The organism is Peribacillus phoenicis (assembly GCF_047238085.1).
Lineage (GTDB): Bacteria > Bacillota > Bacilli > Bacillales > DSM-1321 > Peribacillus.
The window spans coordinates 2,694,486-2,710,580 of the sequence record NZ_JBDFMF010000001.1 but is presented as its reverse complement, the minus strand read 5'-3'; the positions used below and the strand labels follow the sequence as shown (position 1 = coordinate 2,710,580).

At 36.1% G+C, this 16,095-nt stretch carries 15 protein-coding genes and 3 pseudogenes; 14 read left to right on the top strand and 4 right to left on the bottom strand.

From position 1 onward, the window contains the following. The first annotated feature begins 42 nt into the window (after nucleotides 1-42). From ABC374_RS13240 to ABC374_RS13230, 3 genes and pseudogenes are all read left to right on the top strand, one after another. Nucleotides 43-918, top strand: a complete 876-nt coding sequence (locus ABC374_RS13240; RefSeq protein ID WP_413018258.1) for a PhzF family phenazine biosynthesis protein — start codon at nucleotides 43-45, stop codon at nucleotides 916-918. A gap of 122 nt (nucleotides 919-1,040) precedes the next feature. Next, complete coding sequence (locus tag ABC374_RS13235; RefSeq protein WP_413020342.1) at nucleotides 1,041-1,226, top strand: DEAD/DEAH box helicase family protein; 186 nt, start codon at nucleotides 1,041-1,043, stop codon at nucleotides 1,224-1,226. Further along, nucleotides 1,222-1,651, top strand: a pseudogene (locus tag ABC374_RS13230) (flotillin domain-containing protein); the annotation flags it as partial. The gene ABC374_RS13235 and the pseudogene ABC374_RS13230, both read left to right, overlap by 5 nt. 570 nt (nucleotides 1,652-2,221) lie before the next feature. Here ABC374_RS13230 and ABC374_RS13225 read toward each other — a convergent pair. Next, nucleotides 2,222-3,841 (bottom strand): ABC-F family ATP-binding cassette domain-containing protein, encoded by a 1,620-nt coding sequence (locus ABC374_RS13225; protein WP_241591034.1) that lies wholly within the window; start codon nucleotides 3,839-3,841, stop codon nucleotides 2,222-2,224. A 448-nt stretch (nucleotides 3,842-4,289) separates the two neighbouring features. Between ABC374_RS13225 and ABC374_RS13220 the strand changes: the two genes are divergently transcribed. The 8 genes and pseudogenes from ABC374_RS13220 (at nucleotide 4,290) to ABC374_RS13185 (ending at nucleotide 9,923) form a co-directional block, all read left to right on the top strand. Next, nucleotides 4,290-4,814, top strand: coding sequence for a serine O-acetyltransferase (locus ABC374_RS13220; protein ID WP_350299056.1), 525 nt, complete (start codon nucleotides 4,290-4,292; stop codon nucleotides 4,812-4,814). Between the two features lie 553 nt (nucleotides 4,815-5,367). Next, nucleotides 5,368-6,513, top strand: a complete 1,146-nt coding sequence (locus ABC374_RS13215; RefSeq protein WP_413018255.1) for a hypothetical protein — start codon at nucleotides 5,368-5,370, stop codon at nucleotides 6,511-6,513. A 533-nt stretch (nucleotides 6,514-7,046) separates the two neighbouring features. After that, a complete protein-coding gene (locus ABC374_RS13210; protein ID WP_413018253.1) occupies nucleotides 7,047-7,187 on the top strand; it encodes a hypothetical protein in 141 nt (46 codons plus the stop codon). A 399-nt stretch (nucleotides 7,188-7,586) separates the two neighbouring features. Further along, the gene (locus ABC374_RS13205; RefSeq protein ID WP_413018251.1) at nucleotides 7,587-7,880 is read left to right on the top strand and encodes a hypothetical protein; all 294 of its coding nucleotides are present in this window, start codon (nucleotides 7,587-7,589) and stop codon (nucleotides 7,878-7,880) included. Then, complete coding sequence (locus ABC374_RS13200; protein WP_413018249.1) at nucleotides 7,877-8,278, top strand: hypothetical protein; 402 nt, start codon at nucleotides 7,877-7,879, stop codon at nucleotides 8,276-8,278. The genes ABC374_RS13205 and ABC374_RS13200 overlap by 4 nt, the downstream gene beginning before the upstream one ends. Further along, nucleotides 8,275-9,063, top strand: coding sequence for a glycerophosphodiester phosphodiesterase family protein (locus tag ABC374_RS13195; protein ID WP_413018247.1), 789 nt, complete (start codon nucleotides 8,275-8,277; stop codon nucleotides 9,061-9,063). Before ABC374_RS13200 ends, ABC374_RS13195 begins: the two co-directional genes overlap by 4 nt. Before the next feature lie 58 nt (nucleotides 9,064-9,121). Continuing rightward, entirely contained in the window at nucleotides 9,122-9,256 is a 135-nt protein-coding gene (locus ABC374_RS13190; RefSeq protein WP_413018245.1) for a hypothetical protein, read from the top strand. Between the two features lie 377 nt (nucleotides 9,257-9,633). Continuing rightward, nucleotides 9,634-9,923 (top strand): annotated as a pseudogene (locus tag ABC374_RS13185) (RDD family protein). A gap of 185 nt (nucleotides 9,924-10,108) precedes the next feature. Here ABC374_RS13185 and ABC374_RS13180 read toward each other — a convergent pair. Then, complete coding sequence (locus ABC374_RS13180) at nucleotides 10,109-10,348, bottom strand: hypothetical protein (RefSeq protein WP_350299049.1); 240 nt, start codon at nucleotides 10,346-10,348, stop codon at nucleotides 10,109-10,111. Nucleotides 10,349-10,671: 323 nt separating this feature from the next. Between ABC374_RS13180 and ABC374_RS13175 the strand changes: the two genes are divergently transcribed. Beyond that, a complete protein-coding gene (locus ABC374_RS13175; protein WP_413018243.1) occupies nucleotides 10,672-12,930 on the top strand; it encodes a HelD family protein in 2,259 nt (752 codons plus the stop codon). A 40-nt stretch (nucleotides 12,931-12,970) separates the two neighbouring features. On the opposite strand, the gene ABC374_RS13170 is transcribed toward ABC374_RS13175, so the two are convergent. After that, entirely contained in the window at nucleotides 12,971-13,492 is a 522-nt protein-coding gene (locus tag ABC374_RS13170) for a GNAT family N-acetyltransferase (RefSeq protein ID WP_413018241.1), read from the bottom strand. Between the two features lie 141 nt (nucleotides 13,493-13,633). On the opposite strand from ABC374_RS13170, the gene ABC374_RS13165 reads away from it, so the two are divergent. After that, nucleotides 13,634-13,825 carry a hypothetical protein gene (locus ABC374_RS13165; protein WP_350299046.1) on the top strand — a complete coding sequence of 64 codons (192 nt, stop codon included), beginning with the start codon at nucleotides 13,634-13,636 and terminating at the stop codon, nucleotides 13,823-13,825. 77 nt (nucleotides 13,826-13,902) lie between these two features. Beyond that, nucleotides 13,903-14,319, top strand: a complete 417-nt coding sequence (locus ABC374_RS13160) for a hypothetical protein (protein ID WP_413018239.1) — start codon at nucleotides 13,903-13,905, stop codon at nucleotides 14,317-14,319. A gap of 119 nt (nucleotides 14,320-14,438) precedes the next feature. Here ABC374_RS13160 and ABC374_RS13155 read toward each other — a convergent pair. Beyond that, a pseudogene (locus ABC374_RS13155) lies at nucleotides 14,439-15,736 on the bottom strand (transposase). Nucleotides 15,737-16,095: the final 359 nt, after the last annotated feature.

Sequence of the window (16,095 nt, the reverse complement as noted above, 5' to 3'; positions counted from 1 at the left end):
TATTCCCCTTCACCTATAATGGAGCAAAAAGGAGGAATTGATATGGATTTTTATATCGTAGATGTCTTTGCTGAAGAAAAATATCAGGGAAATCAGCTTGCTGTTCTAGTGCCAGAGAGTAATCTCACAAGGAAGGAGATGCAGCAGATTGCCAAAGAAATTCATTTTTCGGAAACGAGCTTCATCATGTCCAATAAACAGGAAAATGGCGGGTATGATGTTCGAATCTTCACCCCAGATGAGGAGGTGCCCTTCGCGGGACACCCTACCTTGGGCACTGCGTATATCATCAATCGGATTATGGAAAACGGAAAGGCTTCCAAAGTCGTCTTGAACCTGCCTGTCGGACAGATTCCAGTTGTTTTCAACGGCGACACTCTCACCATGAGCCAAAACGAACCTTCCTTCGACATGAAGATAGACCAGCTCGAATTTGTCGCAAGGGTGCTTAATATCCAAGTGGAGGACATACGGACAGATTTTCCAATCCAGCTGGTCTCCACAGGACTGCCCTGCATCATTGTCCCACTGAAATCGGTTGACGGGGTACAACGATGCAGCATCGACCCCCTACAGTTCAAACGCTTTCTGGAAACTTATTATAAATGTAACCTGCTTGTTTTTTCTGAGGAGGAAAGCAGGGACCCAAACTGCCTTCGTGTGCGGGTATTCATGAGCGACACAGGCTTTTATGAGGATCCTGCGACAGGTAGCGCAAATGGCAATTTGGCGGGCTACCTTCTGAAATATCGGTTCTTTGATAAGGAGAAGATCGATGTTCGTGTCAATCAGGGCTACGAGATGGGACGTCCCTCAAATGTGAATATGGCCGCCAAATTAAAAAATGGAACATATGATATCCAGATTGGCGGGAAGGTGCAACTGGTCGCAAAGGGAGACTGGTTATCGAGCGACTGAGAGGGATACTGGGACAGGTCTCTGTTCTACCGTATATTTAAATTTGACAGATTTGTTTTTGCCTGTTGTGAGGGATTTCTGCAGGGAATTTGATATATAATGGAGAACTACCTAAGGAAAATATGGAGATACATTCGGATTATTTAGATAAGGTATTAAATAATCAAAATAACAAAGTCTTGATAATTACAATTCAAAAACTTGTTATAAAAAAGAAAAATCCTGAGCACTTTGAAAAATTAAAGAATCAGATTAATTTCATTATGTTTGATGAGGGACATAGAGAGCCGGCCTTAGAATCTTGCTAAAGCGGACGCACAAAGGTCACAAGGTACGAAGAAGCGGAAATTATCCGGTTAAACAGCGGTCGCAGAGGCAGAAGCCAAGCAGAAGATCGCTGAAGCTTTTGAACAGTTTGGACAAGCGGATGTAATGGACATGATTTTGAAAATGCTACCGTAGTATGCAAAACAAGTGTCAAGCCCACTCAGTAATATCGACAAGATTACTGTAGTGGATACAGGTGGAACCGGTGTGAATAGGGGTGCTAATAAAGTGACTGGATATGCAACGGGTTTAATGGCAACATTGCCGAAGTCATTATAGGCATCTTCGGGAATTGATCAAAGACTTGCTTAAGAATTTCTCAGGAAAGCAGAATTTACCATTTTCCACCATAAAACGGAAGCATGCCGAGGCGATCATGAATATGGCAGCAGGCAAGGAAGAGTAAAATAAAATGAAGAAAGGTAAGAGCACTAATATGCTCTTACCTTTTTTTAAATAGTTTTCGCTTATAAAAGGCATGATCAGTTTATCTGGCCTTTTATACTTAACAAATATGTTCGTCATACTCGGTTTTCAAGTAATTCATCATCCTTTGTTTTTGGTGGGAATAATGAAAGCAATTAAAGTAAAAGGAAAAGTCGTCAAAAAAGAGAGGGTTTTTATCATCGAAGCTATAAGAATTTAAAAAATCCGAGATTACTTTTTCTTGTTCCACTACATCGAACAATCCGGATATATAAAAATGATAACTGAATTTATCATATAAAAAAAGGTTCCCTGTATCATCAAAAATATTTTTCACAGTATGACTATCCAATTCTAACTCACTCCTTCCTTACCAATATACCTTTTTATCGATGAAATTATTCAGTGCTCATCTTTCAGGGAATATTATTATATTTATTGCAGCGTGTTTTTTATACCTTCAATGCATTCAAGGTATGAAATAAATGCAGGCAGCAAGAATCAGGAACGAAAAAAGCACATCCAATAAGGATGTGCTTTCATAAAATTATTATTTGTACATTTCAGCCACTTGTTTTTGCAATTCGCCATTTTCAAGGTACTCATCATAACTCATTTGCTTATCGACTGTACCTTTTGGAGTAAGTTCAATGATACGGTTCGCTATAGTTTGGATGAACTGATGATCATGTGAAGAGAAGATCATAGATCCTTTAAAGCTGATCAAACCGTTGTTCAATGCCGTAATCGACTCTAAGTCCAGATGGTTAGTAGGTTCATCAAGCATCAGGACGTTCGAACCGCTTAACATCATTTTGGAAAGCATACAGCGGACTTTTTCGCCCCCTGAAAGTACACTTGCCTTTTTCGTGACTTCATCGCCAGAGAATAACATTCTGCCCAAGAAACCGCGCAGGAAGCTTTCGCTCTGGTCATTTGGTGAATATTGACGGAGCCAATCGACAAGATTTAAATCGACACCTTCAAAGAATTCAGCATTATCCTTAGGGAAGTATGCCTGAGAGGTGGTAACTCCCCATTTGAATGAGCCGCTATCAGGTTCAATTTCACCTGCCAAGATTTTGAACATTGTTGTTTTAGCAATCTCATCTTTACCGACAAATGCAATTTTGTCGCCTTTATTCATCGTGAAGCTGACGTTATCCAATATTTTTACGCCATCGATCGTTTTCGAGATTCCGTCTACACGAAGCAGGTCGTTCCCGATTTCACGTTCAGGAGTAAAGCCGACGTATGGATAGCGGCGTGAAGAAGGCTCGATGTCATCCAAGCTGATTTTGTCCAATAATTTCTTACGGGATGTAGCCTGGCTCGATTTGGATGCATTGGCACTGAAACGCGCGATGAAATTTTGAAGCTCTTTGATTTTTTCTTCTTTTTTCTTATTGGCATCTTGAGTCAGTTTAAGGGCAAGCTGGCTTGATTCATACCAGAAGTCATAGTTACCGATATAAACTTTGATTTTACCGAAATCAAGATCCGCAATATGTGTACAAACTTTGTTAAGGAAGTAACGGTCATGGGAAACTACGATAACGGTGTTTTCAAAGTTGATTAGGAATTCTTCCAGCCATTTGATCGCTTTTAAGTCCAAGTGGTTGGTAGGCTCATCCAGTAAAAGAACATCCGGTTTACCGAATAATGCCTGGGCAAGCAATACTTTAACTTTGTCGCCACCGTTCAATTCAGCCATTTTCTTTGTATGCAGGTCTTCCGCGATGCCAAGGCCTTTTAAGAGGATTGAAGCTTCAGGTTCAGCTTCCCAGCCGTTTAATTCGGCAAATTCTCCTTCAAGTTCGGCCGCTTTCATTCCGTCTTCGTCGGTGAAGTTTTCCTTCATATAGATGGCATCTTTTTCTTGCATGACTTCATATAATCTTTCATGTCCCATAATGACTACTTTAAGGACTTCTTCCTCTTCATAAGCGAAGTGATCTTGCTTTAGAACGGCAAGGCGTTCGCCAGGACCCATATGGACATCACCGGATTGCGCTTCAATTTCACCGGAAAGGATTTTTAAGAAAGTGGATTTACCCGCACCATTCGCACCAATCAGCCCATAGCAGTTACCAGGAGTGAATTTTATATTAACATCTTCAAACAGTTTACGATCGCCATAACGTAAACCAACATTATTTACTGTAATCATTTATTTACATTCCTCCAAAATACTTTTGTTTCAACGTGTCCAACACTTTGTTTCATTAGTTTTACGCTGATTCATACAAACAGCAGTTTACGATCTTGTATGTTTTAAACTGTGCATCATTTAAATTGTATCTCATTTTTGCAAAAAGTTAAAGGAGGATTAGTAAAAACAGGTGAACACAGTGACATTTCTAACGTTTTCCTTTCGATACTAAATATTAACATGCTAAAGAGAACAATATTAAGGTGGACATTATGAAGTTCCTGAATTGAACAGAAGAGATAAAGTCTATAGGGATTTTAGTTGTGCATGAAATAACCAAAATTTATATAGTAAGTTATTCCTATTTATGATATTTTTATATGATGTGTTTAAGGATATATAATCATAATAATTATTAAGATTATCTTAAATTTCATCTAGAGTTTTCACAACAAGGAGAAGGTAAATGATTAAGTCGAAAAAGGATTATAGATTTTATTTAAATGAAGATTTAAAGGCACATAAGATAGCAAAGTGGAATTGGTATTTACGATATCGTTTTCCTATTGTTCATTACCAAAGAACTCTAAGGAAAGTTGAATATTATAAGAATTGTAAAAAGAGTCCCTTTAGTAGAATCTATTTAAAGTTCCTTGAAGGTACTCTAATAAATCAAGGAATAAGGCTTGGGTTTTCAATCGGAAGAAATGTTTTTGGCCCAGGATTATGTATGGCTCATTGGGGAAGTATAGTAGTTCATAAATCAACAAAGGTAGGGAAGAATTGTAAAATTCACTCTGCTGTAAATATAGGAATTAAAAAAGGGAAATGTCCTGTAATTGGAAATAATGTTTATATAGGACCTGGAGCTAAATTATTTGGTGGAATAACAATTGGCGATAATGTTAAGATTGGTGCCAATGCTGTAGTAAATAAAGATGTCCCAAGTGATGTAACAGTTGTAGGAATACCGGCAAGAGTGGTTTCTTAAATCAGTAAAAGAGTATGTATAAAACGAAAGCATCCATTCATCGGGTGATTTTTATTGGCAGGATATCCTTCTGACATTATCGAATTGATAATCGAAAGGGGAGCATTCTGCAATGATGGAAAAATTTCATGAGATTATTATCGATGGAAGAGTGTATGAGGATATAGGTCATTTTACACTTTTCAATAAGGTAATTATTATTGAAATTACAAATTAACTCATTTCTGTATCTAGAGGAATTAAAAATGGCGGAGTTGCAATTAGTGAAGTTAAGTTTATTAACAATGGCAAACCTCTTGTGACTTATGAAGGAGGATATATTGTTGATACCATTATTAAAAATGAGGTTCAACTATATCCAGTTTAAAGGAAGCCCTCATTTTTTGAGGGCTTTTTATATTTTGTCTAAAAATAAATATTTTTCGATGAAATTAATGAATGAATAAGTGGTAAAAAGCTCCTGCATTAGAAAACTATTGTAGATAATATGATACTTTGGTATTATTTTTGATTGTTAGTATTAAATAATTTATTACTTAGAGGAAGTGCAGCAATGAAAAACTCAATAGTGGCATCATTAGTTATTTTTATCATTCTACTTGTAGGTGGATGTGGTCAAGAAAAGAAAGAGGAAAGTAAAGAGCAAGGTTCTGTTGAACAAGTAAATGAATCAGGGGAACCTTTGGAAGAAGAGGTTAAACAATTTGAGGTTAAAGAAAAGATTGATCAACTTGGGAACGAATCTCTGAGTGGTCTTCCAACAGATCATTTAAATACAATCGTTACTGAACAAGATGGATATACCTATGTTATTGAACCGGTTTTTGACAATAACGTAAGGGACTCAAGTGCTTTATCGTTCATGTTCAAAGTATCAGTTATTAAAGATGGCAAATGGGTAGTTAAGGGGAAAACAACAGATTTAACTAATGAGATATATAACACAAAGGATTTGAATGCTAAATATTGGTTTTCAAATACCCACCTGGGTGGGTCAAACTTTTTTGTCCAAACTAATACAACATTTGAAAGTAATTCAAACGTTGACCCGATAAATCAAATTCACCGGATCTCATTTTCTCAAGACGGTGTAGCTCACTATAAGAAAATTTTTGATGAGACGAACAATGAAAGCTATGAAACTTCTAAAAGTATAGGTTATGATTTTATAGATGGGCTTGAACAAACTTATATTATTGAGTCAATCTCTATAGATGAAGAAACAAAATCAAGAGTAATGGATAAAGACGGAAAACTTTTATATTCAATTGACAATTACGCTGTAGATCTTGGAGAGTACTCTGGGATACCTATTATAACAACTTTACATAATGATGTTTTATTCTTTGGAAGATCAAGTGAAGCAGAGGCTTACGATTTCAAAGCTAAGGATCTGATTTGGAATGAAGATGGTACTGAGAAGAGTTATAATTTGGCTGAGGGTTCAGTTGAAGCCTTTACTAATGTTGAAAATGGAATTTATACAATTTCTTTCGAAAATGGTGAATACTTAGTAGGTTATACTATATTAAATAAAAAACAAGCTTCAATAGTGAGTAGTATTGCATTACCTTCTGAACTAAATATTGAAAAAACCTTTATATCATTGAATGATGAAAATGTTAACGTGTATACATTGGTTGATTATAAAGGAAAAGCTACTTTGCAGAAGTATATTATTCCACGTATAGACATGTAATGAATTTATGAGGCATCCAATCCTTTGGATGCTTTTTAATTTTGGAGAAGGAAGTTAATAAAAAACCATCACGAAAGTATGATGGTTTTACATTTTGAACAGGTTATATCTTGAAGTGGCCTAAATTTTATCTTTTTTAAATCGTACTTAGTTAATACAAAAAAGCCCTTGTATTTCAACCCACACTCACTATTATTTTGGTCTTTAATTGCATGGATAGATTCATCATAAATTATAGTTGGAAAATGCATTTTTGCGCCTCTTATTTTAAATTTAGGCTAATTGAAATAAACAACTCGGCTACCTGATCAAATCATAAAACGTGTTTAAGAATTTGCTTTACCTCATTAAAATCCGCCTAGGAATTTATAGTATCATAAGTAAGTAAAAGAAAAAGCTGGTAAATTTTTCTTTTGATTTGTTAGCTAAATGATGTAAAGCCCATCAAGTTAAAAACCGTGAATTGTCTATGTTATTAGCCAGTATTATTGCTTATGTAATTACATTATTAATGAATTAGGAATGTTTATAGAATGGATTTTCCATCTGTTAAGGAAGCAAGACAATATCTAATGGACAAATATGATATGAAATTAAGCGACTTTGATAATATGTATGTTGAAGAATTTATGCGCTTAATGGGATCGAATAGGATTATTTCCGAGAGACATTAATTATTATGATGTCTTTTTTTTATTGTTGTGATGGGAAAAGTGGGACATGAATTATCCATTGTAGATTAACGTGTAAAGGGGGGATGAAGTGAGGTGGATAAGGATAGTGTAAGTAATTTAGGTATAGCACAACAGACTGCTGCTGAGTTGTTAGCTACTGGTAACATTGAGAAAAAAGAGATAGCTTAGACAGTCGGAGTGAGTAGAATAACCTTATATAATTGTCAGGGCGGCTTTTTATTATTTAATCCACTAATTGGTAAAGAACATTAAAACGTATACGAGTATGAATTTTCTAAAGTTAATTGTACCTTCTTGTTTATTATGGAAAAGTAGGTATTTTTACCTTTTTTTATGTTAAAATATTAAAGTCTTTTTAAAATCAGGAGGAATTTCATCATGAAAAAAATCGTATTAGGCTTTGCATTATCGTTGTCTATATTAGTTTTGGCTGCTTGTGGATTAGGGGAGGAAGCTGGTTCTACTAAACAACCAACTGCTCAAAGTGCGCCTGCTAAAGTGGATAAGAAGGACCAAGTGAGTCAATTAAAAGATAGTGAAGTGGTGTTCAATTATGAAGGTAAAGATGTTAACGGAAAACAATTGAAAGAATTTGCTGATGAATATATGTCTAGTCTTGGCGAATCCAAAAAATTCGATAAAGAGTCTGTATTCTTAGGAATGAACTTATGAAATACTCAGGGGTATCTCAAGAGACAATTGATGAATCTCATAAATCATTCGTTGAACGAAATGAAGGAAACGAAGATTTAATAGATATGAGTAAAGGTGCGACATTATTTATAGAACTAGAAAAAGCGCTTTTCTTTAAGGATTATTCGTTCAATGAAGAATTAATGAATAAATACTACAATAATCTGTCTGATGGGGCGAAAGCTAATGTTTCACGAAAAGACTTCGCTACTAACTATGGTCTTATTTACAAAAACATTACTGAAGATAAAGAAGAATACCAAAAATTAAAAGATTTCCAACAAAAAAATTACTTAACGACTCTGGCGCTAAAGGTATCGACCTTAAAGTTCAAGATGAAAAAACTGAATTTATACTATAATTATCTGAACCTATGAAAAAATCATTAATTTTAATCACACTTTTATTAACTGGATGTACCACTCAAGTATCAGAAACTAATGAGTTGTTAATCATTGCCCACCGAGGAGATTCTTCTGAAGCACCAGAACATACTATGCCGTCATATGAGAAAGCAATTAACTCGGGAGCCGACTTTATTGAAATTGATTTAAGGATAACAAAGGACAATCAGTTAATTGCCATGCATGACGAAGCTGTAGATCGCACAACTAACGGTATAGGCAAAGTATCAGGATACACTTTAGATGAACTAAAGAAATTGGATGCTGGTAGTTGGTTTAATGAGGATTATAAAGGAGAAAAAGTTGTTACCTTAGAAGAAATATTTGATAGATTTAAAACTGATGCAAACTATTATATTGAAACCAGAACAGTCGATAATCAAACCGTTATGGAGAAGAAATTACTTAAAATACTTTCAGAACGACAACTCTTGGATAAGGTAGTAATACAGTCCTTTTCATCAGAGAGTTTGAAATTAGTTCATAAATTGAATAAGGATATTCCTCTTATTCTGCTTTGTAAAGATGCAGAAGTGCCTTATCTAAAGTTAAATGAAATTAACCAATACGCTATAGGAATTGGTTTAAATGGCAAACTGGTTGATGAGGCGTTTGTAGGAAGGATGCATGAAGCTAATTTAGTGGTGCATACTTTTTTCGATAAAAAAAATGAGAAAAAACAAATTGAAGAAGTGGTTTCTTACGGTGTTGACGGAGTCTTTACCGATTACTTAGACAATGCTAATAAGCACCAATAAAAATCAAGTCGTTCCATAAGGGCGGCTTTTTATTATGCAATGAAAGGGGGAGGAAAGTTTGGAACCAGATATATTAAGCATGTTATTAAAAGAAGGTGGATTCGCAGCCATTGTATCCCTGACATGGAAAATGGTGACCAAGAAAAGATTAAGCAAGTTAAACAAAACTTTGACTATTAAAAGAGTATTTTAATCAGCAAAATACTTTGTTTCAACGTGTTCAACACTTTGTTTCATTAGTTTTACGCTGATTCATACAAACAGCAGTTTACGATCTTGTATGTTTTAAACTGTGCATCATTTAAATTGTATCTTACTTTCTAATGAAAATTAAAGGCAGATTAGCAAAAACAAACGTTTATAAGCAAAAATTACACAGAGATTTAATTTTGTTTATAAATTGTCACCTATAATGTAAGTACTATTTTTTTGCTGAATAAAATTACGGGTACAAAGACTCATTATGCACCATCCTTATTATTGGTAATATAGGTAACTGTAACTAACACAACGGTAGGATCATATATGAGTGATTCATTAGGTTTTTGAAAACGTCTTTTCGCAGGAGTATTGGGTGGCATAATTGTATCAGCACCATTAGCGATAATATTTGGGGTGATTACCGGTGATTGGGAAAATGAAAATTTTTCAACGTTTTTTAACTTTCTCTACATGGTGATTGTCCCGATACTATGGTATGGCTATACAGTGATAGGCACAATGCTATTGCTGCTTTGGTTTATGCCATTACATTAGGGATAGGGTTTATTGTTAGTGCATTCATGGTTGGTATAAGGAAAGACCATAGAGCGATACATGATTTCATAGCAGGTACATACGTGACATCAAATAAACCATGAATAATGGATCAGCAGTTTAATAGCTGCTTTTTTTTATGCAAATCTACAATTTAAAATCCGATACGATTTTTTTTGCGGGTAAATTACAATTTAAGGTATAAATATTACATTCGAAACCACGATAGAATTATCTATTCCATTAATACACTGGCAATTAGGAAGCGAAAAGCACTTAACCTTAAGGGTCAAGTGCTTTTGTTATTCAAAACCTCTTTATTTTGATTAATGATGATTTTATTTCTTAAAATCATTTCTTTATTATTAAGTCCAACATTGAGTTCTTTTGTATTATTCACTTTTTCCAGTAGTGACACAACAGATATTTCCAGTAATTCAGAAATAGGCATATTTGTTTTGGATGATAAATTTTCAAGTTCATGGATTAATTTAGGGGATAGCATTGGTTGTCTTTCATTTATTTCCATGACAGAACCCACTTTCTTAAAAAAGTTATGTAATTGTAATTTAAGTATATAATGAGAGTTTCCAATAAAACATTAAATTAGCGTTATTTATGTTAAGAATTGATGACAATAGCAGTTCAAAAGTCAACATATTATAGCTAAAATCAATCTGGAATATATAGTGTATTCTTCGAATTATATGAAATATCAGGGATTGTAAATTTCAACTATATAATTCTATGTCTCCAGATTTGTCAACCATTGGCTTTTCTGGTAGTATAAATGTCCATTTCGTCTTAGCATCGGCATTTTAATAAGTTTGATAAATACACAAGGAAGGGGAAGTGATTTTATTGGGTAATCACCCTGATTTTGAACAGGAACGACAGCGGCTGGATTTTACGAAACGTTATATCGATGTAGTCATCAAAACATCAGAAACAAGCAAAGATCAATTTCAGAGGAATATGCAAGAAGCTTTTGGCGATGCCGATTGGTCTGAATCAGCCTTATATTCACAGCTGCTGACGACGGCCAACTTTTTTGAGATGTCCAAAACCGAACTTGAAAGTTTACGCAAAGCAAGTAAAAAACCTTACTTTGCAAGAGTGGATTTTGAAAGGAATGACGGTGATAGAGGCGAAGTCCTTTATTTCGGAAAAACATCGCTTTATCAGAGGGAAAGCCAGGAACAGATCATCGTCGATTGGCGTTCACCGATTGCAAACCTGTATTATGAGGGACGGATTGGTGAAATAGAATATGAAGCGGAAGGGGAGACATTCAGCGGGAATATCACTTTAAAAAGACAGCTAATGATAGAAGAAGGTGTCCTGGAGGAGATAAGGGACATTGATTTGACAACAACGGATGAATTGTTGCAGGAATCGCTTTCCAAAAGTTCCAGCAATCGATTGACAGATATCATTACCACGATCCAGGAAGAACAAAATAAAATCATTCGGGCAGATTTGAATAAACCTATCATTGTTCAGGGCGCAGCGGGCAGTGGTAAAACCACAATTGCTTTACATAGGATCTCTTATTTCATTTATCACTATAAAGACTTGTTCGATCCGCGTCAATTAATGATTCTTGCTCCGAGCCGGGTTTTCATTGATTACATATCTGAAGCTTTACCTGAATTGGGTGTCGAAAAGGTAAAACAATTCACATTTTCGGAATATGTTCAGGCAGCGATAGGAAAGCAAGTGAAGCTTATCGCGGATGATAAATTAACTCGATTGCTGGAAAAGGATGATGAAGAAATTAATTCAGCCGTCTGGATATCAGGTCTGAAGGGTTCCCCTGCCTTTAAATATATATTGGACGAATATGTAAAGGATATTTTCAGTGGTTTTCATCCAGATGCTGATTTTTATTGTGATAAATATCGCCTCTATTCCGCTAAGAAGTTCATTAGATTATTGGAAGAGGATTATTGGTATTTACCGTTATACAGCAGGCTGGACAAACTGAAGGCCATACTACAAAATGAAGTCAAATTGAAAAAGAAAACAATGCTTGAACGTGTTGTTGATTTTTATGATGCCAAAATTGAGAAAGCTCTTTATAAGAATATCGATCCAGTCATTCGCAAGGACTTTGTTACAAAATGCCTCGATAAGAAAGAGGAAAGGATGGGGCAGGTCCAAAAGGCGATCCGTACTTCGGTAAAAGGGTATTTTAAGCAATTCAAAAGTAAAGATCTCCTGGATTACTATCAGGAATTATACCAAGATCCGGGGCGTCTCGCCTCGTACAGCAACGGTAAACTTACTGTTGAAGATGCCAGTGTTTTATGTGAGTATAATCATAAATTATTCTCTGCTAAAAGTTATGAGATGGAGGACTTAGGAGCATTATTATATCTTCATGAGCGGCTTTTTGGTGTCGATAAAGAAAACAAAGCAAAAAATGTCGTCATTGATGAGGCACAGGATTATAGCTTCATGCAGTTACAGGCACTAAAGACGGCAGTGGATACCGATATGTTCACACTTGTAGGCGATCTTGCACAAGGCATCCATTCATATCGCGGAATTCAAACGTGGGACGAGGTTCACAGTCGTATTTTCCCTCGGGCGACTTATACTGAATTACAAAAAAGCTACAGAACAACTGTTGAAATAATGAAACAAGCTAATGAAATACTTCAGATGTTAACGTACGATTTCCCGGAAGTTGAACCTGTAGTTCGACATGGCAAGGATCCAGAATTCATTTCCATTGAAAAGGAAGGTTGGGAAGAAGAACTGATCGATCTTATCGAAAGCCTTAAAGGAGAAGGTTTTAAAACGTTTGCCGTTATTGCCAAAACGATGAAAGATTGCAAACTGGCAAACGAGAAACTAAGTGGATTCCATCAAGGCTTTCATTTAATAGACGAAGCGGGAAACATCCCTAAAGATAAAACATTGATTGTTCCTTCCTATCAAGCCAAAGGTCTCGAATTCGATGTCGTATTTGCAATATCCCTCGAAGAAGCGTATTGCCATGGAAATGAACTTGATATCAAATTGCTGTACGTAACAATGACAAGGCCATTGCACCGGCTTTATTTTTTAGGTAATGAGAAAAAGGCCTTCCTTATCGAGACATGAGAGGGGGAGGGTGGAGAGTAACCACCCTCCTCGGGAATGCTTACAAATGCAAAAGGATATCCTGAATGTCTTCCCACCCGAAACCGACTTCGATAAGCTCGATGCCTGCCATTTTAACGGTTTTTTCAGCTATCACTTGACCGCCAAGGGCTCTGTAAAAACCGCATGAAGGATTATCCTTTAATGCCCATATTATTAAATTCTGATGTTCCATTTTCATAAGCTCATGTATGACCGCTTTTATCATTTTTCGGCCGAGTCCCTGTCGTTGATATTCTTGTAAAAAATAAATGGCATATACTTCACCTTGAATAAGCGGATCATTCGTTTGTTCAGGGCCGCCGGCAGCGAAACCGATGATTTCCCCATTGGCGTTTTCCGCTACAAGGGTGGCATTATGCAGCATCTTTAAATTTCTTAGCCAGTTTTTCTTTTTGGCTTCCAGATTCATGGAAGACAAATATTGATCCGGGAGGATTCCTTTATAAGTCGTTTTCCAACTGTTTATATGTACATTTGCTATTCCATTTACATCTTGTTCCATGGCTTTCCTTATCTTCATAAAAACACCTTCTGAATTTCGTATTTTCCCCTAGAATATCATGGAAAAAGTGAATAAGCATTTTATTTATGTTTATAACTGCATGAGAAAGGATATGAAATAAAAGAGTGATTCAACCAGACGAAGGGAAGGATGAGAAAGATGAAATTGAAAGTTGGTTTTTATTTTCCGGGCGGCAAAGAACTAGAGCATGAGGTAGAAGGCGACGACTCAACTCAAATGATTTCAAATATTCAAAAGCACCGTTATTATAATCTAGTTAAAGGCGATTGCCATTATGTAGTAGATACGGAAAAAGCAGCTTATTTTTCTGTAACGGAAATATCGGATTGAGATAAACCGTATTGGACTTTTGTTTCAATGCGGTTTATTCTTTTTGTTGTAAGGAAACAGGAAAAGGAGTATCGACAATGAAAATCAATTTTACCAAGAAACAGTATGAAACATTATTCAAAATGGTTCAGTACGGATATTGGGTTGCTTCCGATACTGAAGATAATAAAGAAGAATTTAGTGATATGGAACAGTATCTCAATTCCTTTGCCAAAGATTTCGGCATGGAAGGAGTACAGTTTGTGAAGGAATATGAAATTTATGATTTGAGCCGGGAATTGGAGGATCAACTTCAAACAGTCATAAATGAGTATGAAGATGGAGTGTTCAGGGATAAGCTTGCCTATCATTTGGCTAGAAAAGAGTTTGCCGAGGAGTCTGAAAACCATGAATATAATCAGGAGGAAGCGTTTATACGCATCATGGAGCTCGAGGAAAAATATCATCTACATATTGAAGAACGCGGGTTAGGGAAATTGAAAATGGAAGAATAAAAAGAGAGAGGACTTAATTTGTCCTCTCTTCAGTTTTTAGACAAAGGGGTTCGGAATTAAAAAATTCCGAACCCCTTTTGACCAAAGGTTAAGAGATTTGGGTTCTTCGAGCCACTATGTTAAGCCATTTTAGGACCTTGCAATGTCCACGTGGCCATCTTCTTTAAATTAATGGCAGCGTAAGTAAGCATCGATTACATCGACAATTTTTTAAGTCCCCTTAAAGTAGTCCAACGCATACCATGCTTTTCTTCTGCATCTGCGAATACACGCTCAATCGTTTCTTTACGTTTCGCATATATAGGTTTTACATCTTGTTGATGACGCAGATGATCTGCTTCTTCCACATATGCTTGCCAGATATGCCGTGTCACTACTTTTTGATGGTCTTTGCTTTCTGTACACCGTGATAAAAATGAGCACGTTGCACAAATATGTTTTGGCGATTTGTACTCGCGATAGCCCTCTTTATTTGTTGTTGAGTACTTTAAAGTTTCACCCGAAGGGCAAAGATAACAATCAAAGTGTTCATCATAAACATAGTCATGTTTGCGAAAGAATCCTTCTTTTGTACGGTGATGTGTATAGGGTAAAGCAGGTGTGATTTCTTTGTTAAATAGGTAGCTTGTAATCGCTGGTGTTTTATAAGCTGCATATGCGGCAACTGCTTCTGGTTTTCCAACTTTCTCAATCAATTGCTCAACAAGTGGCTCCAAAATATGACTGTCATGTGTATTACCAAGTGTTACATTCTTCCCAATACAAAACCGTTTCGGTCTGCGGCCGCGTAGAATGAATAGGCAAACTGTTTTATTCGTCAATCTTTACATAGTAGCCACTCTCGGATCCGTAGTACTTTCTTTAATTGCTCTGGTTTCTTCCTTATCAAATTTATCTGGTGGAAAAGGCTTCTTTCCATGATTTTCACGATCTTGATTTATTTCATCTTGAAGACGTCCTTGTTATGCTCGAGTTTCTTTGCGTACGATTTCCTTTTCAAATTTGGGCTTATTCGCATTGGCTTTACATGAGTGGAATCGACGAATATGTGTTCAAACAGGTCTGTATCTTTAAAGCTTCGCTCATAATTTTTCCCGAACGTTGAGAAATGAGGTGCTTTATCATGGAAACCAGAGCCTAAGAACCAATGGTAAGCCATATTTGTTTCAGCTTCTTCAATCATTTTACGCATAGAACGAATACCTTAGGTATATTGAATGAATGTCAGTTTAACTAAAAACTGGATCAATACTTGGGCGTCCTACCTCTGAATACATATCTTTCGCCAAGTCGTAAATGAAAGTGAAGTCCCAATGGAAGCCTCAATTTTACGAACCAAATGGTTCGCAGGCACCAGTTGATCTAAAGTAATCATTCCAAGTTGATCTCTCTGAATAGAATAATGTTTCGAAAGCATCCTCATCACCTCAAGTTTTATAGATCTATTTTAAAACAAAAAAGACTGTAGGCAAAAGGAGTTCTATCTAAATTTTTAAACATAGTTGATTGCAACGGAAGGTGCGAGACTCCTGCGGGAATAGCGAGTCCAAGGGAGACCCCACAGGCGCAAGAGCGCCGAGGAGGCTCCCGGACCGCCCGCGGAAAGCGAGTGCCTGAAGTGGAAATCAACGTCCAAATTTGTACAAGCGAAAAAAAACTGTAGACAAGCTCGATTTTCATCGAGTTTGTCTACAGTCTGGAGAGAGGACTTAATTTGTCCTCTCTTTTCTAATTCCGAGAAGTCATGATTTCCATGTTCATCACGTATGCCCTCAT